We start from the raw sequence: 24,709 nt of genomic DNA, 5'->3' as shown, positions 1-24,709 counted from the left end.
TTTACAAAAAATGCTTGGGGATTTTATTTAGTCTATAGACCTATAAACCTTGATCTAATTTGTGATTGTGAGCAAATTCTAAAACATAATCCATTTGATCTTTAAGGTCAAACTGAAAATCCTCATGTAAGGCATCAAAGATTTTAACAACGTTCTTTATTCGTGCACTGATATACTTATGTAATTTGAATGCAGGGGATAGAGCTGAGGGGCCAAAAAGAGAAGGGTATCGATCAAATGCCTCCTGAAGTATTAATAATCGACATTCTACAACTGAGAACTTATCTTTTGTGATTTTTTCATGTTCATTAATCATTCCACTGGCCTGCCTAAATGTACTATTCAAACTCTTATAGTTTGAATATTGAGGCAGATTTTTTGTCTTATTATTGTTTATCTCAAACAAGGACTCCAGATTCTTCTTTAAATCAAAAATTCGATCTTCAAGGTCAGTTTCGTCTTCAAGTAATTCATAATGCAATTGTTTCAATAGCATTTTATCCTTATTTATTAACCTTACGAGGAGTTTATCTTTTTCTTTTGAAGGTAGATTGAGGACAGCTTCCTTGAGTTCTTGATCTTTGTGTAATGACATGAATAAAGATAAGTATACATCTATAATAATACAATAAATACCATATACGTTCCTGGCAATGGTACTATTTCAATCAAAATTAAGTTGATTTAATTTGTTATAAGTAAAAAACACCATTGATAATGGGTATTATACCATTCCTCATGGTAGTTATTGTTTACCTTTGTATTGTATGCACAAGATACCTGTTTTAGAGCAATGTACAGTATCCTATAAAGAGGATAAACACTTTCTGGCGGATCGTCTTGAGGTTTATTTGGGAAAGAATAATAACCTAGTATTCCCTCATCGACACAATTTCTACCAAATGTTGTTATTCCTTTCAGGGGCGGGAATGCATGAAATAGATTTTAAGCAATATAAGATCGTGCCTGGTCAGGTTTATTTTATGGGACCTGGACAAGTTCATTCTTGGATGTTTGAAGGTGAAATGAAAGGCTATATAGTCAACTTTGATATTGATTATTTTAAATCTTTATTAATTCAACCTGATTACGTCGAAAATCTGGATCTATTTTCATCTTTGAATGATGGGGTATTTGTTTTAGAAGAGTATCAAGTGAAGGAAATTTCACAATTGTTTGATCAATTAATAGAAATTAACAGTCGAACCGTATCGATCGACTTAAAACGATCTCTATTATTATATATCTTGTTGAGATTTGATCAAGCATATATTCCGAATTTTCCGGCAAAATCAATTGATTATCACTTGGTTTTAATCAAGAACTTTATTTCATTGGTAGATCAGAGATATAAGGAATTGCATTTGCCAAAGGAATATGCAGAATTATTATTCGTAACTCCCAATCATTTAAATTCCGTATGTAAGGAATATTTGGGCTTACAAGCAGGGGAGGTAATTAGGAATAGAATCATGTTGGAAGCTAAGCGCTTATTGATATTGCCTGATTGGACAATATCTCAAGTAGCTTATGAGTTGAGCTTTAATGATAACTCCTATTTTACTAAGTTTTTTAAAAAAGTAGAGGGTAAAACACCCGAAGAATTCAGAAAATCACAATGGACGTAAATATTAATATGGAAACAAAATATACCATTCCTTCCGAATTGAAAAGCGCGATCGAAGGGAAATGCCCGAGGTGTAGAACAGGAAATATGTTCGCTGCTCCGCTATTAAGTTTTAAATCAAAAAAAATGTTGGAAAGATGTCCAGCATGTGATTTGAAATTTGAAAAGGAACCCGGTTATTTTTATGTCGCTATGTACGTTAGCTATGCATTAAGTGTGGCTGAGTTGGTTACAGCTTGTGTGGCTACCTATTTATTGTCAGGAAATCTAGAAAGTCCCTGGTTATACGTAATAGTGGCATTGGCCGTAACTTTGATTATGGCACCTTTTAATAATCGTTATTCTAGAATCATCCTATTGTATTTGATGACTCCTTCATTTAAGTTCAATCCGAAAATATTTGAAAGAGTAAAAGAAGAAGGAAAATAGAATCTGCAATCAAATAAAGAAGGCTCTTGAAATTATCAAGAGCCTTCTTTGTATTTAAAATGAGATATTAAAATTGACAGTCTTTCTATCTCTTTATTGATATCTAAAAATTACTGAATAGGATTTTCCTTCAAATATTTTTCCCATTCCCAAGCAGAGGACATCATTTCATCAATTCCTAATTCTGCTTTCCATCCTAGTTCCTTCGTAGATTTTGTAACATCTCCCCAAACCTTGATGATGTCTCCTTCACGACGTGGTCCAACCTCATAATTTAACTTTTGACCTGATGCTGATTCAAATGCTTTGATAGCTTCTAATACAGAATATCCATTGCCAGTACCAATGTTGAATACATCATAATTACCGTTTGGATTTCCTTTTTCTAACAATTTAATCGCAGCCACGTGCGCTTTTGCTAAATCTACAACATGGATATAATCCCTAACTGCTGATCCATCTTCTGTCTCATAATCATCCCCAAATACAGTTAATTTTTCGCGCTTCCCAATGGCCGTTTGAGTGATGAATGGTAATAGATTCTGAGGAATTCCAATAGGCAATTCTCCAATAAGTGCAGAACTATGAGCACCAACTGGATTGAAATAACGTAAGGCTACAAATTGATAGTTTTGATTTGCCTTGGCTGTTTCTTCAAGAATTTCTTCAGCAATCTGCTTCGTGTTGCCATATGGTGAGGTCGCCTTTTTTACTGGAGCACTTTCCGTTACAGGAAGCGCATCTGGCTCCCCATAAACCGTACAACTTGAGGAAAATACAAAGTTGATTGGTTTATCGCGATATGCCTCTAATAAATTGATTAATGAGAAGAAATTGTTATGATAGTATTTCAAAGGGTTCTGAACTGATTCTCCTACTGCCTTTGAAGCAGCAAAATGGATAATACCTGAAATATCTGGATTTGACTTTACAAATTCATTTACTTTCTCAGTGTCGCATAGGTCAAATTGATGAAATTCTGGCTTCACACCAATGATTTTTTCAATTTGATCCAAGATTTTAATATTTGAATTTGAAAGATTATCAACTAGAACAGGAGTATAGCCTGCATTGTGAAGTTCTACAACTGTATGTGATCCAATAAATCCGGTACCACCGGTAACTAGTATTTTACTCATTTTATTTCGATTTTATCGTTGCTTGTTCTTTAAATAATGTTTTATAGTATTTAATTGTTTTTTCAAGTCCTTCTAGCCTTGAAATCTTCGGCTCCCAATTTAGAATTTCCCTGGCCTTCGAAATATCAGGACGCCTTTTTTTAGGATCATCTACTGGAAGGGCCTCAAAAATAATATTTGAACTACTTTCCGTTAATTCAATGATCTCTTTTGCCATATCTATTAAAGTCATCTCATCAGGATTTCCTATGTTGATTGGAAATTGATAATCACTGAATAATAGCTTACAAATCCCTTCCACTTGGTCAGAGACATATATAAATGATCGGGTTTGTTGGCCATCTCCAAAAACAGTTACATCTTGGTTCTGTAAAGCTTGGGAAATAAAAGTCGGTAATGCTCGACCATCCTCAAGGCGCATCCGCGGGCCAAAGGTGTTGAAAATCCTGGCTATTCTAGTCTCAAGTCCATGAAAATTATGATAGGCCATGGTCATCGCTTCTTGGAACCGCTTCGCCTCATCATAAACCCCTCTTGGTCCTACAGGATTTACATTCCCCCAATATTCTTCATTTTGTGGTGAAACCAAAGGATCTCCATAAACTTCAGAGGTTGAGGCAACAAGGATTCTAGCGTTTTTACTTTTGGCTAACCCTAATAAATTATGTGTTCCCAATGAACCTACCTTTAAGGTTTGAATCGGAATCTTCAGATAATCAATGGGGCTTGCCGGTGAAGCAAAGTGTAGAATATAATGGAGTTCCCCCGGGACATGTACAAATTTGGAAACATCATGATGGTAAAACTCGAAATTCGGTAGATGGAAGAGATGTTCGATATTTCTAAGGTCTCCCGTCACTAAATTATCCATCCCTATGACATGAAATCCTAATTCAATAAAATGGTCACATAGATGGGATCCTAAAAATCCAGCCGCTCCAGTGATTAATATTCGTTTGCGCTTGTTTTCTTGCACAATAGTGAATTTGAAAAGGTTTAAATATCTTTGACGAATATAAGTAATATTTTAACATGATGCGTTTTCTTTACGACTTGGGGATTTTAATTTACGGCTTGTTGCTACGGGTCTTTGCTCTCTTTAATGCCAAAGCAAAGCTCCTCCTAAACGGTCGTAAGGATCTGCTCCAACGTATTGAACAAACGGTTGAAAAAGATCAAGAATACATTTGGTTCCACTTCGCATCCTTAGGAGAATTTGAACAGGGTAGAGCCGTAATGGAGCAAATCAAAATACGTTATCCTAACGAAAAAATAATTGTAACATTTTTCTCGCCCTCAGGTTATGAAATCAGAAAAAACACAGCCTTGGCAGATTATGTCTTCTATTTACCAGCAGATACTCCTAGGAATTCACGTAGATTTTTAGATTTGATAAACCCAAAATTTGCCGTGTTCACAAAATATGAATACTGGTACCATTACTTTAAGGAATTAAATAAGAGAAAAATTAGATTATTAATGATATCAGCGATCTTTAGAGAAGACCAGGTGTTCTTTAAGCAATACGGTGGTTTCTTTAGGTCTATTCTCAAAAATGTGTCCTTCTTTTTTACCCAGAATAACGAAAGTGTTCATATGTTAAAATGGATAGGAATAACGAATGCCGGATTAGCCGGTGATACTCGATTTGACCGTGTTGTCGAATTGCCAAAACAACATAAAGATATTCCAGAAGTTCAAAGATTTGTAGGTAAGGATTCTGTTCTAGTCGCTGGAAGTACATGGCAACCTGATGAAATCCTGCTAAAAGATTTATTGGAAAAAAATAAAGATTTGAAAGCAATTATTGCTCCTCATGAAATTCATCAAGAGCATATTGACCAAATCTTAAAGCTATTCCCGCATGCCTTATTGTTTTCAAAATTCAATACCTATACCGACCAACAAATTGCTGCATCCAGACAATTGATTATCGATAATATTGGCATGTTATCCTCCTTGTATTATTATGGAAGGATTGCTTATATCGGCGGTGGATTTGGGGTAGGGATTCATAATACCTTGGAAGCGGCTACTTATGGAATGCCTGTCATATTTGGTCCTAAATATGAGAAGTTTCAGGAAGCAATAGATTTATTGGAAATAGGTGCTGGATTCTCGATCGCAAATGAAAAAGAGCTTAATGAAGTCTACCAAGCTCTGTCAAATTCTGAGAAACTATTGAAAGCCAGTTTGGCTGCAAAAAACTATGTCCAACAACGTTCCGGTGCAACCCAAATTATTATGAAATATCTGGAAACTGAAAAATTGTTGAACAAAGTATAATTCTTATTGATAATCCTTAGGATATTTTCCCTTTTTATGAGTCCCAAATCCAAACATAATTGGTTGGTAATCTCCAATTGGGTCTACATTAAAATCTGCTTTAATTTCGTTTTCTAATCCTACTGCCCAATAACTCGCATTCACTATTAATCTTCTTAGATTTTGATCTAAAAGATCAATCGAAGATCCCATTGTGGTTGTAAAAACCTTTCCTTTTTTTCCACCTGGAATTTGATAATCTTTTGTCCAGGCAACCGGCATTATGGATTTCTTTCTATTTACAGGGCTTTCTGCAGTCATACCCAAAGTTGGTTGACCAAAGACAAGGATTTTTGCCTGTTGAAGATTATTCTTGATTCCATATACATCTGATGGAACCCAAATATCTTCAACCCCAATTAAAATAGGGTTTTTTGCATTTACTTGAAGACCATTGGTCAAACCTAATGAACCTTCTGTGCCATGGTCTCCATGATGGTTAATCCATGTTTCACCAAGTACAAAGCCTCCAAAACCACCTTTCCATTCACCCTCCTGATTGCTGAACCCATAATGCTTATAGGCACTTTTGGACTCCTTTGGGAAATTAAAGGCATGGGTCGCAGTGCGAAGCCCAATGACTGGTTTGCCCGCTTTTAGAAAATTGTCGACAAATTTCATTTGGTCATCAGGCAATTCCCTAAATCGACTTGCAATAATCATTAAATCCGCATTTTGTAGATTCTCCAAACCTGGAATGTTTTTCTGATATTCTGGGTCAATCTCCTTAGTGTCTGGATTTATGGCAAATAAAACAATAGTTTCAAAACCATGTTTTTGTGTCAAAATTTTCGCCAGCATGGGTAAACTCTCCTCAGACCGATATTCTTCATCCCCAGAAATAAGAACCACTTTTTTACCTTTGGAAATAGATTTTTCAGGGCTGTAGTGTAGCCAGTTTGACTGTTGAGCAATACAAATATGAAATCCGAAACTTATCGATAGAAAAGCTACCAATAAGATTTTTCGGCTCCAAAATGAAAGAATTCGGTTAGGTTTGAGTTGATTTTTCATTTTTGTGTTGGAAATTTTTGATATTAATTCAATAGAACTTTCATGGACTTTGGAGATTCCAAGATTTCATGAAAGTTCTATTACGATTTTTTGCTTAATTAAATGGTTTCTACTTGTGCGTCAGAAGTACCATATGCTGTTTCTTGATGACCTTTGTATGTTCTTTTTTGCCAGAAAAAGAAAAATAAGAATAGAACAATTAATATCCCTGGGAAAATAGCCAATTTAGCTAAGGTTATTTGTCCTACAACTAAATCTAAATTTTCAACAACCTCTCCCGTTTGTTGTACAGCTGCTTTAGATTGATCTATCCATCGGCCTATGATAGGTTGGAATATTGAAGTCGAAAACATTCCTACACCTCCAATTACTGACATACCTATTGCACCGCTCAAAGGTACTCGCTGAGCCGTAGTTGAAATCATTGTTGGCCAGAAATAACATACTCCAATTGCAAATAATATTGCCGCAACGTAGACCATGCCTCCTGTTGCAATCGAGAATAAATATACTCCAATGGTAGCAAAAATCGCTCCTCCGAGTAAAACCCCGGTTTGACCCAATGCTTTCACTACTGGTCCGGCAAAAAACCTTCCTACAGCCATTAATCCAGTGACTAATGCTAACACTAGCATCGGACTGGCACCGCTATTTGCCATAATAATCCCTACCCATTGTTGTGGGCCAAATTCTGAAATAGCTGTTAATGCCATACAACAGAATAAGAAGATAAAAATAGGGGAAAACATTGCCTTTACATTATTTGAAAGCGAAGTGGCACTTTCTTCCTTTGGCTTCGGAAATGCTTTGCCGTAAAATAGAATAGCATATAAAATGGTTGGAATCATAATTACCCACATCTGTGTTTGCCAAGATGCTCCCCATTTGGTCATTACTAAGGAAATCAAACTACCCAATACAATTCCTCCCGGAAACCACATATGGAATCTGTTTAGCATTTTGTCCATCTTCTTGCCGGAATATAAATCCGCAATAAGTGGATTACAGGCTGCCTCAGTACATCCATTGCCTAAACCAATAAATAAAGTGGAAATTAATAAAGTTGAATACCCGTTCGCAAAAATCGTCAACAAAATTCCAAGGGTATGGGAGATAAATGCAAAACGCATAATGTTGCTAGGCCCAATTTTGTAATAAAATATTCCCCCCAGAATCATCGAAATAGGGAATCCCAGAAACCACATGGAATTGATAAATCCCAATTGTTCTGCTGATAAATTAAAACTTTCACCTAGCTGAGGTAAAATCCCAGCACGAATGGAAAAGGTAAGACCTGTTGTAATTAGGGCTAAACAGCTTCCTAAAAACAAGGCACTAGGGTTAACTTGTTTACTCATAATGTGGTTTATTTGTGGTTAAATTATTATGTGTTGATTACAATTCAATCAACAAGATAACTTATTTTTTTTCAAATTTCGTTAGATTATTTTTGATAAAATGATAACCTTCTTCCGCAATCTCCCATGGATCAGAATATTCGCGCCAAACATTTATTGCATTTGCAAAGTCTGGATCCGCTCTAGAAAAGGATTCAATAGTATACCAACCTGAATAATCAATGTCACTCAATGTCTGAAAAACTTCGTCCCAATGCACTAAACCTTTCCCAGGTGTACCACGATCATTTTCACTGATGTGAACATGTGCTAATACTGGTGCTATCTTTTGAATTGAACCTTTTACACTTTTTTCTTCTATATGGGAATGATGGGTATCATACATCCCCCGAACATTCGGATGGTTCGTTAGCTCGATTAAATGCGAAAGATGGTCTATACAACTTGCTAAATAGTTCTCAAAACGATTTACAGCCTCTGGCGTAAGAATTATACCCGCTTGCTGCGCATGGTCACCAGCAATTCTCAATGCCTCAGCAGCCCACTCATATTCCTGTTCCGTAGGAGCTGCTCTTGAAAAATAACCATGTGCCGAATGAAAAGGCCCGCAAAGGATCTCTGAACCCATATCATGTGCCCTATCAATAACCCATTTAATACGGTCTATTCCTCGATTCCTAACCGATTTATCTGTTGAAATAGGACTTTCATTCTCTGCAAGAACAGTTACGGCATTTACCTCTAAACCCAAATCATGGGCATGTTTGGCTAAGGCCTTGTATTCTCCCTCATCTGGAGAACCTATGAAAACCTCAACACCATCATAGCCAATCTCTTTCAATCTATCCAGTAAAGGAAATGCCTTCGCCGAAACTCCGGCAGTCCATGGTAAAATGTTAAATCCTATTTTATTCATTCTATTTTCGTTATGTATTCTTTCTTTTTTATTTCTCCAATGGATGTGCTTTCAAAAGTTCCTCTGGCGAATAGAAGCCTTTCTTATCCTTAATGGATTCTCTAATTTCTTTCACTTTAGAAGCAGAAATCGGGCTGGCTTCATTCCCAAAGGTATTTCTTACATAAGTTAATACATCAGCTATTTCCTGATCATTTAACATCATGCCAAATGGTGTCATCGGTACTTGTCCTGGATATTTTTTACCATTAACCTCAATGGGTCCTAATAATCCATTTAATGTTAATTTAATTAATCTATCCTCATTCCCAGTTACCCATTTGCTAGCATGTAATGGTGGGAAGCCTGAAGCATCTAATCCTTTACCATTTGGTTGATGACAGGTAATACAAAATCCCTCTTTGGAGTAGATAACAGAGCCTCGCTTAAACTGATCTAATGCAGGTCCTGATAATTTACTAACCGTTTTACTTGTTTCCCTATTCTCTTTAACTGATTTATTATTTAAGTGAGCTAAAGAAGTTAAATATGCTGGTTTATTCCACTTGTCAAGACTACTTGTATCTATGGCATTCATCAAATCCAATCCTTCAGCTGGTTTCATCCATGATGCCGCAGCAATCAGTTCTAATTTTACTCGACCACTTTCATCCTTCGTCGCTTTGGTCATCATCTCCTTGTAGTTTTTGATCTTGTCAGTATTATAACGCAGGGCATGTATAGCAGCTGCTCTTGCATGATAGTCATTAGATTCCAAGAGCTTTTGTACTAAGTCCGCATTGATTTTATCTGCACCCCAAGTTACCCACATTGCCTCTACTAAATTGTGCAAATATTTAGGGTCTTTTTGATCTAGATTATTAGCCCACTCTGTTGCTTTTTTAGCAACTTCATTGTTGTCACGCATTCTTAATTCAGTACGTGTTCTATAGCGAGTTCTAATTTCATGCAATTTTAAATTCTCAAGCAATTCCTCAATTGATGCTCCATCTATCTTGGCAGGTTTTACCAATGGCCTTGAAGGATAGGTTACTCGATAAATACGACCATGAACATGGTCACGAAGTGGATCCCTAGCGTTATGCTGCATGTGGCCAATCAACATATTATGCCAATCAACAATATACAATGAACCATCGGGTGCAATTTCTGCATCTACGGGACGGAAGTTTTTGTCATCCGACCAAAATAAATCCTGACGATGTTTTGATTTATAACCAGTTCCATCATCTTCAAATGTATGTTGCTTACCTCCTAAAAATCCAATCGTATTATTTAATAAATAATCGCCTTGAACAGAGTCAGGGAAATGACTAGACGATATAAATTCCAGTCCTGAAGTAGGACGAACTCGGTGGTTTTCATCAACTAAACTGAAAGATTTATCATTTGATTCCCCATATCTAGGTTTTAAACTTCCTGGCAACATCCACCTTACATCTGGTCCTGATGTCTCTAAGTAAATAGTTTGTCCCCAGTCATCTGTTGCAATTCCCCATGGATTTGGAATAGAAACCTGTGCTACGCGCTCTAACTTTTTAGTTTGAGGTGCATATCTGTAAAATCCACCATTAACTCCTCTAACAGGGCCATATGAAGTCTCTACATTGGTATGAAGGAAAACTCCTTCTGCCATTAAAATAGCTCCCGACGGATCCATGCTGTAAGCACTATGTGCATGATGGGTATCATGATCATCAAATCCGCTGAGTATTACCTCTTTTTTATCTGCTTTGCCATCATTATCCGTGTCCTTTAACAGCACAAGATTCTTTCCTTGGGATAAATAAACCCCCTCAGGTGCAAATTCAAAACCAATTGGCAAGTGTAGATGATCGGCAAATATTGATTGTTTATCCGCCTTGCCATCACCATCAGTATCCTCAAGAATAATAATTTTATCATTTGGCTTACCATCTCCAGCTTTATAATGCGGATAACTAGGCATCGTTGCTACCCAAAGTCTTCCTTTTGAGTCAAAGGATATTTGAACAGGGTTGGCTAGGTCTGGAAACTCTTTCTCCGAGGCAAATAAATCAATTTTATATCCCGGAGCAGTATGAAATTTCGCAAGCGCTTCTTCCCCATATAAATACCTGGAATTAGGGTCTTGACCAAAATCAACATTGGTTTTTACTTCAGGAAGTGTCAATGTGTTCTTATCCATTGCCGCTAAATCGTAAGATTCCCCTTTCGCAGCCTTCCAAATTGCTGTATCTCGAATATAACCCATCTCACGAAGCTTTTTGATCTCAAATGGATAGTTCTCCGGACCGAATGGATTAAACCTACGACCGTAAGCATGTACGCCATTTGGAATTTTAAAATCCTGCGTCCAAATCCAGTCTTTCTCTAAAACTGCCTTTTTTATCTCTTCTTTATGACTCGAAGCTGCTCCCTCACCTTTACCAAAAATGCTAGTTACTAAGTAGTCAGCAAATTTCTCGTATGATTTTTCTGATAATTGAGAACCATCTATGGTGAGATAATCTGAGTTTTGATCATACCACTTCTTCGTAATATCAAAGACATCCAAAAATGTTGTGTTTTTCTCTTTCGCAACTTGCTCCATAGCATCAGCATATAATTGAATGTTCTTGTTGAATTCCTTGCCATCTGGCAGATCAAACTTGTCCGTAAGATCCTCAAAAGCAATAGGAGAGATCAAAACCAATTTGGTGCCTTTACCTCCATTATAGTCTGTGCTATTGGTATGATCGATGAATGCTGCGATTTCACCCTTGAAATCCTCAAGGCCCTCTTCTCCACGAAAGGATTCGTTGTAACCGAAAAACCCTAAGATAACATCAGGTTTTAATTCTGTTAACCATTCATCCTCGGTAGGAAAATGACCTTCACTACCCGTATTTATATCAAATTCCGGATTGAATTTCTCAGCACCCGGAAATGCCCATGGCGAATTCCTCGATGGGTGAGGCCTGAATCCAGCAGTGTTTCCCGGATTACAGATATTACGGATAAAAAGATTGTAATCTGGAAACCGAGTTTGGAGTTCAGTGTCAAAATCCCCATATTCCATCATTCTGGAACCCAGGTTATTCCCTATTAATACTATTCGTGAATCCTTTTGGATTTTTATTGGCTCCATGCTTGGTTTATGTGTACAACCAAATAGGAGTAGAACCAATGAAATTATAAAAAATTGCCTTAAGCGGTTCATAATTATTGTTGTAGGTTTAGATTAGATTTACGGAAACCGTGCGCATTGGTAATACGGCCCCATTAAACCAAATATAGGCTTATATTTTAGTGGAGGTATCCTGTACTGTCCTGAATAATAAAATTTTTACATTCAAGCCCTTACTATACTAATTCAATTACCAGATTCAACACTGATTGTCAACGATATTATTACAATATGTTCATTTAATCCGATAATTTTATCCAATCATAAACAAACAAGTATGCCAATCCAACAAACTTGTTTGCTCGGCCAGTAAAACATTATTAACCAACCAATCTTTATGAAAAATATAGCTGAAATTATTTTTGATAGCTCCTATCTGATATTAATAATTAGTATGGGAGTTGCAATGATAATAAAATCAAGAAATCGAAAGTTAGTCCTCTTGTTTGGAATTATGGCATTAGTTCTAGGAATTGGTGATTCTTTTCATTTGATTCCTAGAATTTATGCCTTAAGTAAAGATGGTCTTCAAAACCATAAACAACTACTGAGTATAGGTACATTCGTTGCCTCGATCTCAATGACGGTTTTTTATGTAATTCTATTTCATATTGCAAAAATCAGGTACTCATTCCAAGGAAAACAATTAGCCTTCTGGATTTATATCTTGGCAGCACTAAGGATTCTTCTTTGTTTATGCCCAGAAAATGGATGTCTGGATGAAAACCCGTCATATGAATGGGAGATTTATCGAAATATTCCTTTTCTAATACTAGGAATATTGATGATAATATTATTTGGTCAAGAAGCTAAAAGGTCTAACGATGTGGAATTTCGTTGGATGTGGCTAGCAATTACTTTAAGCTTTGCATTTTATTTGCCGGTCGTAATATGGTCGCGCTTCTATCCACAAATCGGATTTTTGATGATACCTAAAACTCTTGCTTATGTTTGGATCGTTTGGATGGGATTTAGATTGATTAAATCTGAAAAAGAAGTATAAATAAAAAGGGATTCGTTATTGAATCCCTTCTTATCTTATTAATAATAGGTATATCTCCTAACACCGGCGATATGTCTCGCTAATCGCATGACTTGGTGGGAATACCCGTATTCATTATCATACCATACATAAATAATTGCGGTTTTACCATCATCGGAAACAATATTGGCTGGTGAATCAATAACCGAGGCTGCCGAAGTTCCGATAATATCCGAAGATACCAATTCGGAGTTATTTGTATAAGCTATCTGTTCAACCAGATCCCCATTTAATGCTGCGGCCTTCAAGATATTATTTAAATCATTCAATGTAGTCTTTTTCTTTAATTCTACATTCAATATTGCTAAAGAACCATTTGGAACTGGCACGCGAATGGCATTGGAGGTCAGCTTTCCAGCTAATGATGGCAATACTTTGGCAACAGCAGAACCAGCTCCCGTTTCAGTTATTACCATATTTAAAGCCGCTGCACGTCCTCTTCTGGATTTCTTATGCATATTGTCTACCAAATTCTGATCATTCGTATAGGAGTGGATAGTTTCTATATGTCCTTTCTCAATTCCCAATTCTTTTTCCAATATGGCTAAAACTGGTGATATTGCATTGGTGGTACAGGAGGCCGCTGAAAAAATATTGTCCTTTTTAGGGTCAGCATCTAATTCATTTACTCCATAAACTATATTAGGAACTCCCTTTCCTGGAGCTGTTAATAATACCATCGTTGCTCCCTTTGAACTCAAATGTCTTGAAAGCTCCTTGTCATCTCTAAAAGCACCAGTGTTATCAATAACTAATGCATCTTCAATACCATACTTGCTGTAATCAATTTCCTCAGGGCCTTTCGCAGAAATTACATAAACAGGAATTCCATTGATAATTAATGCATCATGCTCGGTATCTACTAAGACTTCACCATCAAAATTTCCATGTATCGAATCTTGTCTCAATAAACTTGCTCTTTTCTCCAATGATTTTTCATCAACCAAGTCACGGGTGACAATCGCTCTTAATCTCAGCTGTTTCCCCGCACCAACCTTGCTGACAAGTTCTCGAGCTAATAACCTTCCAATCCTACCAAAACCATATAGAACAACATCTTTCGGTAAGAACGTTAAATGCTCCTTTGCAGGCTCTAATTCTTTCTGAACAAATTCTTGAATGTCTACAGCCTTAATTCCTTCATTACGGATATTCAAAGCTAATTTACCAATGTCAAGCCTAGATGGTTTGAAATCTAATGCATGAATGGCCTCTGCAACAAGCAAGGTCTCCTGAATGGTTAATTCAATACCCGCATATTCCTTCGACTGCTGATGTAAATTTAAAATAAAACTAACTCTGCGATCAATTAATTGATTCCTAAATAGCACAAGCTCAATCGATTGGTTGAACCATAAATCGCTAATCAGCTGGATAAGCTTAACGCAAGCATTTTGGTTTGATTTGTAACTTTTGATTTGGTCCTCAAAAGTAGAAGTGTGTATCATAATTATTGATTGTAGAAATTTGATGCAAACTTAGAGCTTTTGTATTGCTAAAAAAATAAAAATTGAAAATTTGATAAAACACGCCGCTAATTTTGGGGCTGAATTTTTATAATAATAATTCTTTAGCTGTATTGTTGATAATTTATCAAACGTTTAAAGAGTGCTAAACGCTTTTTGCTGATTTTTATCCCAATTTCTTATTCTACAATAAATAAATCGGCAGCAATCTGATCTGCCAATAATTTCCCTGAGGGGCTCAAAGTAATTATGCCTTCTTCTGAAATTAGGACCTCTTTGTTATAAACATATTGTTCAATTGTTTTTAGGATGCTGTTTAAGTAATCATCCCCAAACTCTTGTAGAACATATTTCTTGTCAACTCCCCATTTGGTTCTTAAGGAAGTCATGACATATTCATTAAATCGATCGTTTTTCCTTAGAAGCTCTGTTTTTAATGCTAACTCCTTTAAAAGTATACCCTTTATATACAAGGCATTATTTGCAATATTCCACGATCTCGAAGCTCCATTGAATGAATGTGCAGATGGTCCAATGCCTAAGTAGGATTTACCTTTCCAATAATTGCTATTATGCCTCGCATATCTGCCTGGTTTAGCAAAATTTGAAATTTCATAATGTTCATATCCTGATGATGTAAGAGTATCTATCAGCATGAGCATTTGTTCAGCACTTTGATCCTCATTAAGGGCTGCGGTTTTTCCTGTATTGATGAGATGAGCTAATGCTGTTTTCTTTTCAACTGTCATCGAATAAGATGAGATATGCGGAACCTCCAAATTGATCAATTCCTGCATATTTGATCTCCATTTATTATTGGTCAATAAAGGGTAGCCATAAATTAAATCACATGTAATGTTTTCAAAACCCGCATCTTGAACTCGCATAATAGAAGATTTAGCCTCCTCCGAATTATGTGCTCGATTCATCCATTTCAAATCCTCTTCGTAAAAAGATTGAATACCAATACTAAATCTGTTAATCTCAGTACCCTTTAATTCCTGAACCTTTTTTCTATCTAAATCATCTGGGTTAGCCTCTAAGGTAATTTCCGCATCTGAACTTATTTCAAAGTATTTGGCAACTTGCCCAATCAAAGAGTCTATTTCCTTCGCCTGAAGAATGGATGGAGTTCCACCACCAAAGTAAAGTGATTCTACCTTCTTGTTTTCAAGGTAAGATGCCCGAAGTTCAATCTCCGAAAGCATAGCCTGGAGCAACTCCTCCTTGTACTTTAAGGAAGTACTAAAGTGAAAGTCGCAATAGTGACATGCTTGTTTGCAAAATGGAATATGAAAGTAGAACATGGGTGCCCGTTGAGTTTTGAAAAAGTAAAGTTAAGGAATTAAGTATAAAAAGATATTTATATAGAATTATTAAAACCTTTATGTATATCTTTTAACGTGTCTACAACACTTTCAATAGTTGAATCATCATTTGATGGATTAACCATTAATCGTACAAATGCACTATTTTCACCCTCTTGTATATGCTTTTCTAAAATGTTATTAAGTCTTATTACTAAACCCACGTTGCTATTTGCAATTTTTCTCATTTCTCTCCCTAATACAATAGGCCCAATACTTTCGAAAACGATACCTTTTGTTTCATCAAATAAATCGTTATGATGTTCATATATCATTTCATCATTTAATGTAAAAAAATGGACAACCAGATTCGAGATATCAGTAGCATCTTTTTGACGCTGTTCTGGTCTATCATCGTAAGCAATGAACTTGAGTAAGGCTATTGCAGGTAATGTTGCTACTTTGAATGAATGTCCAGTCTCAAAATCTACATCTTCTATCCCATTATTATATACATCTATTAATCCATCTACACGAATACTGGTCATGCCTTGTCCTTTAACAGTGACACTTCCATCATCTTCAATTTCACCAAATGGTAATATGTCCACTTGCGTACCATCTGGGGCAATTAGAACAAATGCATTACCTCTATATGGTGTGAATTTTTCTGTATCTATTAGATACTCTCTGATCCGCTGGTATTCATCTTGATTACTCACCAATACAGCATAATCAACATCTTTTGTTGTTCTAAAACTTAAGTTACCTTTTTCGTACTATATCTGTCTAGCTAATGCACCTATTAAGTAAAAGTCTATATTTAATTGATTAAAGCTGCGCTCCAATACATCAAATATATGTTTAAGTTCTCCGTGTCTCATATTAGTAAAAATCAGTTTTTAAATAACTGTTAAAAATAAAATCTGCAACCTCTATATTTCTTGGATCTTGACTAAGGATTAAATCAGCATAAATTAATATTGGCGGAGCACAGTTTTTCTCTAAACTATCCGCTTCTTGCCAAAAATGCTGTATGATTTCAATATCTCCTTTAGAGTCCGGTACAAGCATCATTTTTGTCATAAGCTCCATCTTCGATAAATTGGTGTAAAGTATTTTTATTTCGGGTTCAATATAATTTGATATTATGTTCGCACCAGCTTCTCCTCCCCAAACATCACCAGGCGCAAGTTGTTGCTCTTTCCAATACTTGTTACTTTTTAAAAATCGATATCGCCCTACCTTTAGTTTTGGTTTTAAGGTCTCACCATAGCCTGTGATCCAGCGGTCTAGTAGCTCTCGTTTACGAGTTATTATATATTTATTTCTATTTTTGGCGATTAGATAACCGGCTTCTTGTAAGTTATTTATAACTAAAGGAACGTTGCCTAATGCTACATTTGCTCGATGAGCAATTTCCCTATAAGACAAATTTAAAGCATTCTTTTCAGTAAGCAATAAAAACACTATTTTCAGTCCTGTAGGAGTAAATGCTCTGTTAGGTTTTTCTTTTTCCACTGTTGGTATTTTGTTTCCCTCAATAAAAATATAGTAGTTCTCATTGCGGAAATAGAAATTTCCAGCTATATCTAAATACGCTATATTCTCATTTCTTAGCATTTCCTTAGCTTTAGGGAAAATATTTTTCGCCAAAAGCAAAAACATATCATTTACGTAAGCTCGAGTTCTAATTCGCTCTAAATGTGTATGGCGGATTTCGTTCTTAACGTCCGTTTTAAATTTAATTCGATTTTCGCCTAAAGTAATTGTCAATATTCCATCTATCTCTGTATTATCAGTATGTTCCCACTCTCCATGTATACCCGCTACATTTTCGAGATTGTTCAATGCTTTATTTACCGTCTTGATTTCCTGTTGAGTCACCATTTGTTCATTTTTTTAAACTGTTCACGTTACGTGAACAAACGAATTTAGTGAACATTGTTTAATAATCAAAGAGATATTATAATAATTAATAAAAAAATTGAATTAAATATATAAAAGTGTACCTAGTACATTGTAAAACAAATAATGGTTCTATTCTCCGGATATTATCTAGCGTTATATAATCCAAATGTCAAAAAACACAGATAAATCTATGTTTTCCATTTGTTACTTTAAAAATGCAACTATCTGATTTTTAAAGCAATTAAACATTCTGGGAACCGTTTTGAAAAGGCAAAGTTAAGGAATTAAGCATAAACGGTAATTAAAAAAAGAATTGATTCCTTTGATGTGATATTCCTAACTTCTTTAGACGATGTAATAATTTTAGGTGAGGCGTCCCGAAAAAAAATTGGACGACACTTTTAAAAAATCATCTTTGAGCATCTTGCGGAATCCAACAACCAGTTCGTTGGTTATTCTTTTAGCTACTTTCCTGCTTTCTATGCCTAAATTATATAATTCAGCCATTCCTAAGTTTTGTTCACTTTTCTATATTATGTTATTTCGGATATTCATTTAATTAAAAAATTATGAACAAGCGATTTAATATTACTATCCTATTCTTCCTTGCAGCATTGTTTGCCAGTCTTTTATCTTGTAAAAAAGAATCAAAGAACCCCGATTCAGAAACAGAATCAGGCTTTGAAGAATATGCTGGAACTGAAGTCTATGTTGCGGGGGATTTGAAGACTGATTCACCGGTGTTATGGAAAAATGGTATACCGAAATATATTTTAGATAACGGCAAACTTGGAATGGCTAACCATATTATTGGTTATGGAAATGATATCTATATCGCCGGAATGACCCAGGAATTTACCGATGCTAACCCTTCCAATTTTAGGTCTGCAATGTATTGGAAAAATGAGGAGAAAATCCTCGTCGATAAATCAAATGATACCGAGTTGGAACAGATCCATAGAGCCGAAAGTGGAGATATATACCTATATGGATATAGTTATGGCGTTGACCCAACATGGGATAGTATCTGGAAAAATGGAAAACCATATAAATTGGAACCCGTGGGGTCTCGATGGGGGATGGGTAATATGCTGACCATTGGAAATGATTTTTATATGGCAGGAAGTGCTTTGGCAAATAATAAATGGAATGGAATTGTGTGGAAAAATGGTAAGCTCTTTAAACGTTTTTCTTATAATTCATCGGTAGATATTGCAACTAATGGAACCGACTTGTTTTATTATGTCTATGCTACAGAAGATCCTCAAACAAAAAAGAAAAGTTTTAAAGTTTATAAAAATTCAAGCCTATTTTACAGTATTAATTTTGCGGAAAATGAATGGAGCTTTGCTGGAAATAGAAAAATATTTCATGAAGGGAATAATAGCTATGTCGCATGGATAACCAGTACAAATAATAATACGGAATTAAATAATGTCAAAGTTTGGAAAAACGGAAAGCAAATGAATATCAATATCAGAAATGTTTACACTGCAACAGCTTTGTTTGTGAAAGGAAATGATGTCTATTTGGCTACTCTAAAGGAAGATCCTGACTTTGATCTTAAACCTGAACTCTATAAAAATAATAAACTTATGCCAATGGACTACGAAAATAATAATAGAGCGAGATTCAATTCTATCTATGTGAAATAATTTAATTAACTCTAACCTAAGCAGTAAAACTTTACGAGTTATTGCTGAAATATTCTTGTTCTTTTATTCCTATTTCTGGCCCTCGTTGTAGAAAATATATAATCCATCTTTTCCAGCGACAATAACATCCTTCCTTCCGGTATTCCGAAGGTCGGTTACAGAAAAATATATCCCTGCCCCTTTACCTTCATCCAAGGGGCCATAGCTTATTATATTTTTCGTAAAAGACTCTCCATTCCATTTGAAATAATACAAACCCACTGGGTCATTCGCCCCAGGATCCTTTCCGTTATGAGCTCTATATCGCTTGCCCGTAACTAGCTCTTGTTCTCCATCAGCATCGATATCAACCCATTCCATAGTATGATATTGAGAATTGTTCAAATCTATGGGATGTTCTATCCACTCCCGTTTGCCTTGTGATGAAACCTTCTGTTCATACCAATGCAGCCCATAGGAATGCCCTTGCCCAACAATAAGATCGTTTTTCCCATCCTTATTGATATCGAAAACCAAAACTGGAATACTTGCATCTCCAAAATCAAATTCCTGATGTAAAATCCACTTCCCTTTTGCGTCTGAGGGAGCTTCCAACCAACCGTTGTTGACAATGATATCCATTCTTTTATCACCATTCACATCTCCAAAACCCATTCCATGACCTTGAGTTGCTGCTACATCTACCTTATCAAACTTCCCTGTTCCTTTGCCATTGCCATCCAAGACCAATTTATAGTACTTTAGGGGATGGCCTGGATTGTTTGGAATAATTTCTAGATGACCATCGCCATCCAAGTCAAATGCTCTGGCAGTTTCAATATTGCCCGTTGAATCAATACTATGTTTCTTCCAAGCACCATTGTCCCCAGGATTTTCCATCCAAAATAGCGTTCCAGCAAACCATCCGCCTGTTATATAATCCATCTTTCCGTCTCCATTGACATCCATCGGTATATGCATGAACTCGTCCCAGTATTCATCAACTCGCTTTACTTCTGCAATAAAATGTCTTTGAACATAGTCGGGACCTTCATACCAAAAAGCTCCAGAAACCAAGTCAGGCTTTCCATCCCCATTTACATCAAATACCCCTACAGATTCATAGGTCTCCGATGAAACTTTTACCTTCTTAAAGTGAACTGGACCAATGAATTTAGCTTGTTTCTGGTCCTGGCCAGAAGCGGAATAGGTTATCCCTAAGCTAATTAAAAGCAAAATGGTTAGACGCATAGTTCAAGTTAATAAACTCCTTTAGTTTATCCATCATGTGGTGTCATGTGCCCAAAAATTGATAAGTTCTGGATTCAATAGAATGCCCACAATGTTCTTTTGGTATAAAAATTGAGTATTCTTTCCTGAGACCAACTATAAATTTTATTTAAAAAAAACTACTATGAAACACAAATTAATTATTTCCTTTGGTATGGGTCTGGTATTAGCAACTTCTTGCTCTAATTCCAATAAGGAAAATACTAGCCAAAATGATACCGATACAATTGTAGAAGTTGTACCCGAAACTAAATTAATTGTAGAAGAAGTCGAAAAAAACTGATTCTGCCAAACCTGAAACCCCCGTTATTGCTACTAAACAAGTAAATGATGGTACTTTGAACGTAACTAAAGTAAGTGTCGTTGGCAGTATTTTGAAGTGGAATTAATCTTAGATAATTCCGAGAAAAACGCCATAAATATTAATTTCCCTCCCTCAACAATTTATTATATAGATGATGCAACAGCAAAGAAAAACAGCCTTCTGAAAGATGATGCCGGTCAATTTATGATTACTCCAACTAAAGCAGACGGTCAAAAATTATGGTATCTCGGATCGGATAAAATCGTTTTGATAAGTTTAAAATTTGCTGTCCCTGCTCTCGATTCAAAAACTATTAGCTTAACGCTAGGAGATTACGGAAGTTTTGACGCATTACCAATTACCAGATAGTATGAGGAAAATAGGTTTATGGAATGGACTCGCTCTAGTAATTCTGCTCGGAGCCTGTAATAATGATGGGAATAAAAAAAATGTTCAGCAGACTTCTGAAACTTTATCAACCAGTGACTCTGTCCAAATAACAGAAAAGTCGCCGGATTCTTTGTCTCAAGAACACAAAACCGTCAGCGTTGAAAGTAACACATTAACTACTACTGGTAGTAATTTATCTGCTGACCAAAGTAACCTTAATGTGGATGTGCAACTGGGAGCTGACCAATTGTTCGATTTCAATAAATCAACATTAAAACCTGAAGCCGAGCAAGTGTTAGGTAAATTAGCCGCAAATCTGGAAGCAATGGGAGGGGAGCCCGTGAAAATTACTGGACATACCGATTCTAAAGGGGAGGATAGCTACAATAAAAAACTATCCTTAGAACGGGCAAATTCCGTAAAAGACTGGCTGCTTAAACACGGTTTGGAAAATAAGTTTATTACGGAAGGTAAGGGTGAAGATGAACCGATTGCTGAGAATACCACAGCTGATGGTAAAGATTCTGAAGAAGGTAGAGCAAAAAATCGAAGAGTGGAAGTCAAATATCTTGGTACCCAAAGTATCAGTAAATAGAAATTATTATAAAATTAAAAGGTCGGAAAATCAATTTCCGACCTTACTCTAGATAATTTATTTGGTAATATTTTAACCACCAAGGTTTAGCCGTAATTACATCAGATCCAGAGTATTGACTTTGAATCGCTGCAGCAACATTGGTAGGATTTGTTAAATATTCCGATTGTGGATACATCCATCGGTATGCAACATGATTGGGATTGGTCTTTGCAAAACTTGGATATCCTGTTCTTAAATGACCATAATATGCTGACCATGCACCCTGATGAAAGGAACGAAGGTATTTCTGCATCAAGATTCTCTCAATCTTTTGATCCTTTGAACTTACAGCGGATAGTTTATTATTTTATTAGTTTATTTATGTTAAATAAATATAAAGTAAAAGTCGGTTTGTTTAATATTGTTTGTAAACTAAAAATCAGCTTTAATTATTTGTTTAAACAGGTTTTCTTGTGAGTGAAGAAGATTTTCTTTCTATTGAAATCATGGAACGGCTTTTGAAATATTTGTTAAAAATCAATCACATAAAACTATTTCACATGAAAAAATTATTATTTGCTGGAGCCATGCTACTATTTGGCTTAGGTGCCAATGCACAAAGCGCTGGACAATTTAAAATTGGAGCCAATGTGGGTCTTCCGCTAGGAGATATTAAAGATGCAACTTCTTTCTCAGCAGGGGTAGATGCTGCTTATCTATGGAATATTAGCGATAAATTCCAAGCTGGTGCAACCGTAGGCTTTCAAAATTTCTTCCTGAAAAAAGAATGGAAAGATGAAGGCTTTTCTGATTTTAACTATATCCCTGTCGCAGCTTCTGGACAATATTCTATCGTACCTGAATTCTTTATCGGTGCCGACTTAGGATATGCCATTACTACCTCTGGTGGTGAAGATGGCGGTGGCTTTTATTACTTGCCAAAAGTAGGTTATCAACAATCAAAATGGGAAGTCTTCGCTGGTTATCGTGGAGTGTCTAATGATGCAAATTTTGGCGCTGCTAACTTAGGTTTTAACTTCAAATTCTAAATACTAAGATTAATTTAAGACAGCAATTTTATTGCTGGCTTTTTTGTCTCCTAATCCTCTGATTATTTCTTTTTTACAGAATATTTTTCGCCTAATTCACTCAACTCTTTTAATAATTAGCTTGTTATATTATTGTTAAGTTATTGCCATTCCTGAAAATATTAATAAATTTAGTCTATATTTTATCCAAACTTATTAACATAAATACTATGAGTAATATCAAAGAAAGGGTGCTCCTAATTGCTGAATCTAAAGGAATCCATAAAGTGGAATTTTTTAAAGGGTTGGGTCTTTCCTATGCCAATTTCAAAGGAGTACAAAAGAACTCCGCCTTGGGTTCTGATGCAATAGCCACAATTTTATCTAGCTATGCCGATATATCGCCAGAATGGTTGATCTCTGGTGCTGGTGAAATGCGCCGTGAAGATAATCAAGAACTCCACGAAGTCGCAATAACACTCCCCTCTAAAATAGATAAACCCGTTGATAATGGCTCCCTAGCTGCAGCCCTCGAAAAAGTAATTAATGCTCAACAAGCAACAATACAATCTCAAGAAATAACTATTGCTGCTTTGACCGCCCGAATAGATCAACTTGAAAAGAAAAAGAAAAGTAAGAAAAAACGTTAATGCATTTTTAATAAAGTCCCTGTCATATAAAGCTGACTTTTTGCTAATCTTTAATGTATGAAACTACTATTAATTTTATGTGCTTTCTTGCTTCCTAACGTCCTTTTCTCGCAAACCAGTAGAAACCTAAAAGCATTCTATAATGCCGATTCGACTCAGGTCGGCTATCATGACCAACAAGGAAAAGTTATTATTCCTCTCTCCCTAAAACCAGTCTCCGGTATCCCCAGTTCTTTTGAGAATATCATTTCAGTAATAGAGCAAAACGATCAGGAAGATTTTGATTATTATTTCCTGACCAAGACCGGGAGAAAGCTTGGGTATGACAGCCTCTATTTTTTCGACAATGTTCCTGATTGCGAAAATGAAGGCTTTATCAGATTCTATGATCGTGAAAACGATATGGTAGGCATGCTAAACGCCAAAGGCGAAATCCAAATTCCAGCAATCTATAATGATCTCGGACATGTCAAAAATGGATTTATTAATGCACTAAAGGGAGCCCAAAGGAAAAGAGATACCCCAGATGATGAACACTCCTATTTTGTTGGTGGGAAAAGCATGTTGATCGATACAAATAATCAAATAATTATTGAGGATTTCCCTTACAATGATGACCTGAATTTTTACCAAGTGAGTATTAATGGTTCCATTCCTGAAGATAGCACATGGATAAAATTTAATGGAATAGATGGGAATACATATGGATTTATGGACTATAATAAAGAGTTTGAGCAGCTCTTCCCTAAACTTTTCCCCTTAGGAATAACAGCAGAACAGTTGATCGCCAATTCCTATGACAGCATCGCCTTTTGGGATGACGACCAAAGTAAATGGGTATTTGAGGAAAGCCCTAGATTTATCAACCGTCATGTTGATAAATTAAAGGAACTGTTCGAATCTGTTATAAACGGGTCGAAAAAATTCAGCATTTATAAATCCAGCTTAAATTATTTCATATTTGAGGGCGAGTCCTATGGAAGGTTCCTGGATCAATGTGGTGATTCATTAGATGTAAAGTATCCGGTCATTACCTTGTCTTTTTACGGTGAATTTCCTTTTGCAGCGGAATCATTTGAATTCCTGCGGACTGATGACGGATATAAACTCATCCTCGTCAATTTTTAGATTAATCTTTATCTTAGGGCAAAAAA

At 35.9% G+C, this 24,709-nt stretch carries 22 protein-coding genes and 2 pseudogenes; 11 read left to right on the top strand and 13 right to left on the bottom strand.

Translation table 11 applies throughout. The annotated features are described in order from the left end of the window. Positions 1–40: 40 nt before the first annotated feature. Positions 41–595, bottom strand: coding sequence for a hypothetical protein (locus tag PZ892_RS16220; protein WP_094257301.1), 555 nt, complete (start codon positions 593–595; stop codon positions 41–43). Positions 596–767: 172 nt separating this feature from the next. Between PZ892_RS16220 and PZ892_RS16215 the strand changes: the two genes are divergently transcribed. Next, positions 768–1,628: a helix-turn-helix transcriptional regulator gene (locus tag PZ892_RS16215; RefSeq protein WP_182499152.1), complete on the top strand. Its 861-nt coding sequence runs from the start codon at positions 768–770 to the stop codon at positions 1,626–1,628. 125 nt (positions 1,629–1,753) lie between these two features. Further along, on the top strand, positions 1,754–2,056 hold the full coding sequence (locus PZ892_RS16210; protein ID WP_347176393.1) for a DUF983 domain-containing protein: 303 nt from the start codon (positions 1,754–1,756) through the stop codon (positions 2,054–2,056). A 110-nt stretch (positions 2,057–2,166) separates the two neighbouring features. Here the strand turns inward: PZ892_RS16210 and galE are convergent, their stop codons facing one another. Together galE and PZ892_RS16200 are read right to left on the bottom strand one after the other, a co-directional pair. After that, a complete protein-coding gene (galE, locus tag PZ892_RS16205; RefSeq protein ID WP_094257298.1) occupies positions 2,167–3,195 on the bottom strand; it encodes a UDP-glucose 4-epimerase GalE in 1,029 nt (342 codons plus the stop codon). A gap of 1 nt (position 3,196) precedes the next feature. After that, the gene (locus tag PZ892_RS16200) at positions 3,197–4,171 is read right to left on the bottom strand and encodes a UDP-glucuronic acid decarboxylase family protein (RefSeq protein WP_094257297.1); all 975 of its coding nucleotides are present in this window, start codon (positions 4,169–4,171) and stop codon (positions 3,197–3,199) included. A 56-nt stretch (positions 4,172–4,227) separates the two neighbouring features. Here PZ892_RS16200 and PZ892_RS16195 point away from each other — a divergent pair, with 56 nt between their 5' ends. Continuing rightward, positions 4,228–5,481 (top strand): glycosyltransferase N-terminal domain-containing protein, encoded by a 1,254-nt coding sequence (locus PZ892_RS16195; RefSeq protein ID WP_308419488.1) that lies wholly within the window; start codon positions 4,228–4,230, stop codon positions 5,479–5,481. Positions 5,482–5,484: 3 nt separating this feature from the next. Here the strand turns inward: PZ892_RS16195 and PZ892_RS16190 are convergent, their stop codons facing one another. From PZ892_RS16190 to PZ892_RS16175, 4 genes are all read right to left on the bottom strand, one after another. Beyond that, positions 5,485–6,534, bottom strand: a complete 1,050-nt coding sequence (locus PZ892_RS16190) for a ThuA domain-containing protein (RefSeq protein ID WP_277711550.1) — start codon at positions 6,532–6,534, stop codon at positions 5,485–5,487. 98 nt (positions 6,535–6,632) lie between these two features. Then, complete coding sequence (locus PZ892_RS16185; RefSeq protein ID WP_182499150.1) at positions 6,633–7,892, bottom strand: MFS transporter; 1,260 nt, start codon at positions 7,890–7,892, stop codon at positions 6,633–6,635. Positions 7,893–7,953: 61 nt separating this feature from the next. Next, a complete protein-coding gene (locus PZ892_RS16180; protein WP_182499149.1) occupies positions 7,954–8,808 on the bottom strand; it encodes a sugar phosphate isomerase/epimerase family protein in 855 nt (284 codons plus the stop codon). A gap of 28 nt (positions 8,809–8,836) precedes the next feature. Then, positions 8,837–11,917, bottom strand: coding sequence for a PVC-type heme-binding CxxCH protein (locus tag PZ892_RS16175; RefSeq protein WP_220476773.1), 3,081 nt, complete (start codon positions 11,915–11,917; stop codon positions 8,837–8,839). A gap of 376 nt (positions 11,918–12,293) precedes the next feature. Between PZ892_RS16175 and PZ892_RS16170 the strand changes: the two genes are divergently transcribed. Further along, positions 12,294–12,959: a hypothetical protein gene (locus PZ892_RS16170; protein ID WP_094280701.1), complete on the top strand. Its 666-nt coding sequence runs from the start codon at positions 12,294–12,296 to the stop codon at positions 12,957–12,959. Between the two features lie 38 nt (positions 12,960–12,997). Here the strand turns inward: PZ892_RS16170 and PZ892_RS16165 are convergent, their stop codons facing one another. The 4 genes and pseudogenes from PZ892_RS16165 to PZ892_RS16150 form a co-directional block, all read right to left on the bottom strand. Next, entirely contained in the window at positions 12,998–14,446 is a 1,449-nt protein-coding gene (locus PZ892_RS16165; RefSeq protein ID WP_094280700.1) for a glyceraldehyde-3-phosphate dehydrogenase, read from the bottom strand. Positions 14,447–14,643: 197 nt separating this feature from the next. Beyond that, positions 14,644–15,771, bottom strand: coding sequence for a radical SAM family heme chaperone HemW (gene hemW, locus PZ892_RS16160; protein WP_182499147.1), 1,128 nt, complete (start codon positions 15,769–15,771; stop codon positions 14,644–14,646). Positions 15,772–15,827: 56 nt separating this feature from the next. Beyond that, a pseudogene (locus tag PZ892_RS16155) lies at positions 15,828–16,523 on the bottom strand (hypothetical protein); the annotation flags it as partial. A gap of 133 nt (positions 16,524–16,656) precedes the next feature. Beyond that, positions 16,657–17,661: a type IV toxin-antitoxin system AbiEi family antitoxin gene (locus tag PZ892_RS16150; protein WP_094280697.1), complete on the bottom strand. Its 1,005-nt coding sequence runs from the start codon at positions 17,659–17,661 to the stop codon at positions 16,657–16,659. 590 nt (positions 17,662–18,251) lie between these two features. On the opposite strand from PZ892_RS16150, the gene PZ892_RS16145 reads away from it, so the two are divergent. Next, on the top strand, positions 18,252–19,337 hold the full coding sequence (locus PZ892_RS16145) for a hypothetical protein (protein WP_277711547.1): 1,086 nt from the start codon (positions 18,252–18,254) through the stop codon (positions 19,335–19,337). Between the two features lie 69 nt (positions 19,338–19,406). Here PZ892_RS16145 and PZ892_RS16140 read toward each other — a convergent pair whose 3' ends face one another. Continuing rightward, complete coding sequence (locus tag PZ892_RS16140; protein WP_094257280.1) at positions 19,407–20,567, bottom strand: VCBS repeat-containing protein; 1,161 nt, start codon at positions 20,565–20,567, stop codon at positions 19,407–19,409. 163 nt (positions 20,568–20,730) lie between these two features. On the opposite strand from PZ892_RS16140, the gene PZ892_RS16135 reads away from it, so the two are divergent. The 3 genes from PZ892_RS16135 (at position 20,731) to PZ892_RS16125 (ending at position 21,895) form a co-directional block, all read left to right on the top strand. After that, a complete protein-coding gene (locus PZ892_RS16135; protein ID WP_179221461.1) occupies positions 20,731–20,889 on the top strand; it encodes a hypothetical protein in 159 nt (52 codons plus the stop codon). 96 nt (positions 20,890–20,985) lie between these two features. Next, positions 20,986–21,279 carry a hypothetical protein gene (locus PZ892_RS16130; protein WP_277711545.1) on the top strand — a complete coding sequence of 98 codons (294 nt, stop codon included), beginning with the start codon at positions 20,986–20,988 and terminating at the stop codon, positions 21,277–21,279. A 1-nt stretch (position 21,280) separates the two neighbouring features. After that, positions 21,281–21,895, top strand: a complete 615-nt coding sequence (locus tag PZ892_RS16125) for an OmpA family protein (protein ID WP_094257278.1) — start codon at positions 21,281–21,283, stop codon at positions 21,893–21,895. A gap of 43 nt (positions 21,896–21,938) precedes the next feature. On the opposite strand, the pseudogene PZ892_RS16120 reads toward PZ892_RS16125, so the two are convergent. After that, positions 21,939–22,214 (bottom strand): annotated as a pseudogene (locus PZ892_RS16120) (SusD/RagB family nutrient-binding outer membrane lipoprotein); the annotation flags it as partial. A 223-nt stretch (positions 22,215–22,437) separates the two neighbouring features. On the opposite strand from PZ892_RS16120, the gene PZ892_RS16115 reads away from it, so the two are divergent. From PZ892_RS16115 to PZ892_RS16105, 3 genes are all read left to right on the top strand, one after another. Continuing rightward, positions 22,438–22,926 carry a hypothetical protein gene (locus PZ892_RS16115; RefSeq protein ID WP_094280692.1) on the top strand — a complete coding sequence of 163 codons (489 nt, stop codon included), beginning with the start codon at positions 22,438–22,440 and terminating at the stop codon, positions 22,924–22,926. 209 nt (positions 22,927–23,135) lie between these two features. Beyond that, positions 23,136–23,555 (top strand): hypothetical protein, encoded by a 420-nt coding sequence (locus PZ892_RS16110; RefSeq protein WP_094280691.1) that lies wholly within the window; start codon positions 23,136–23,138, stop codon positions 23,553–23,555. 57 nt (positions 23,556–23,612) lie between these two features. Next, positions 23,613–24,683: a hypothetical protein gene (locus PZ892_RS16105; RefSeq protein ID WP_277711543.1), complete on the top strand. Its 1,071-nt coding sequence runs from the start codon at positions 23,613–23,615 to the stop codon at positions 24,681–24,683. The last annotated feature ends 26 nt before the right edge of the window (positions 24,684–24,709 follow it).

Source organism: Sphingobacterium sp. WM (assembly GCF_029542465.1).
GTDB lineage: Bacteria > Bacteroidota > Bacteroidia > Sphingobacteriales > Sphingobacteriaceae > Sphingobacterium > Sphingobacterium cellulitidis.
This window is presented reverse-complemented; position numbering and strand designations above follow the sequence as displayed.

Bases quoted from the DNA above. Each gene is read 5' to 3' on its own strand.
- PZ892_RS16220 (WP_094257301.1), bottom strand. From the start codon at position 595: ATGTCATTACACAAAGATCAAGAACTCAAGGAAGCTGTCCTCAATCTA.
- PZ892_RS16215 (WP_182499152.1), top strand. From the start codon at position 768: ATGCACAAGATACCTGTTTTAGAGCAATGTACAGTATCCTATAAAGAG.
- PZ892_RS16210 (WP_347176393.1), top strand. From the start codon at position 1,754: ATGTTGGAAAGATGTCCAGCATGTGATTTGAAATTTGAAAAGGAACCC.
- galE (WP_094257298.1), bottom strand. From the start codon at position 3,195: ATGAGTAAAATACTAGTTACCGGTGGTACCGGATTTATTGGATCACAT.
- PZ892_RS16195 (WP_308419488.1), top strand. From the start codon at position 4,228: ATGATGCGTTTTCTTTACGACTTGGGGATTTTAATTTACGGCTTGTTG.
- PZ892_RS16190 (WP_277711550.1), bottom strand. From the start codon at position 6,534: ATGAAAAATCAACTCAAACCTAACCGAATTCTTTCATTTTGGAGCCGA.
- PZ892_RS16185 (WP_182499150.1), bottom strand. From the start codon at position 7,892: ATGAGTAAACAAGTTAACCCTAGTGCCTTGTTTTTAGGAAGCTGTTTA.
- PZ892_RS16180 (WP_182499149.1), bottom strand. From the start codon at position 8,808: ATGAATAAAATAGGATTTAACATTTTACCATGGACTGCCGGAGTTTCG.
- PZ892_RS16175 (WP_220476773.1), bottom strand. From the start codon at position 11,917: ATGGAGCCAATAAAAATCCAAAAGGATTCACGAATAGTATTAATAGGG.
- PZ892_RS16170 (WP_094280701.1), top strand. From the start codon at position 12,294: ATGAAAAATATAGCTGAAATTATTTTTGATAGCTCCTATCTGATATTA.
- PZ892_RS16165 (WP_094280700.1), bottom strand. From the start codon at position 14,446: ATGATACACACTTCTACTTTTGAGGACCAAATCAAAAGTTACAAATCA.
- hemW (WP_182499147.1), bottom strand. From the start codon at position 15,771: ATGTTCTACTTTCATATTCCATTTTGCAAACAAGCATGTCACTATTGC.
- PZ892_RS16150 (WP_094280697.1), bottom strand. From the start codon at position 17,661: ATGGTGACTCAACAGGAAATCAAGACGGTAAATAAAGCATTGAACAAT.
- PZ892_RS16145 (WP_277711547.1), top strand. From the start codon at position 18,252: ATGAACAAGCGATTTAATATTACTATCCTATTCTTCCTTGCAGCATTG.
- PZ892_RS16140 (WP_094257280.1), bottom strand. From the start codon at position 20,567: ATGCGTCTAACCATTTTGCTTTTAATTAGCTTAGGGATAACCTATTCC.
- PZ892_RS16135 (WP_179221461.1), top strand. From the start codon at position 20,731: ATGAAACACAAATTAATTATTTCCTTTGGTATGGGTCTGGTATTAGCA.
- PZ892_RS16125 (WP_094257278.1), top strand. From the start codon at position 21,281: ATGAGGAAAATAGGTTTATGGAATGGACTCGCTCTAGTAATTCTGCTC.
- PZ892_RS16115 (WP_094280692.1), top strand. From the start codon at position 22,438: ATGAAAAAATTATTATTTGCTGGAGCCATGCTACTATTTGGCTTAGGT.
- PZ892_RS16110 (WP_094280691.1), top strand. From the start codon at position 23,136: ATGAGTAATATCAAAGAAAGGGTGCTCCTAATTGCTGAATCTAAAGGA.
- PZ892_RS16105 (WP_277711543.1), top strand. From the start codon at position 23,613: ATGAAACTACTATTAATTTTATGTGCTTTCTTGCTTCCTAACGTCCTT.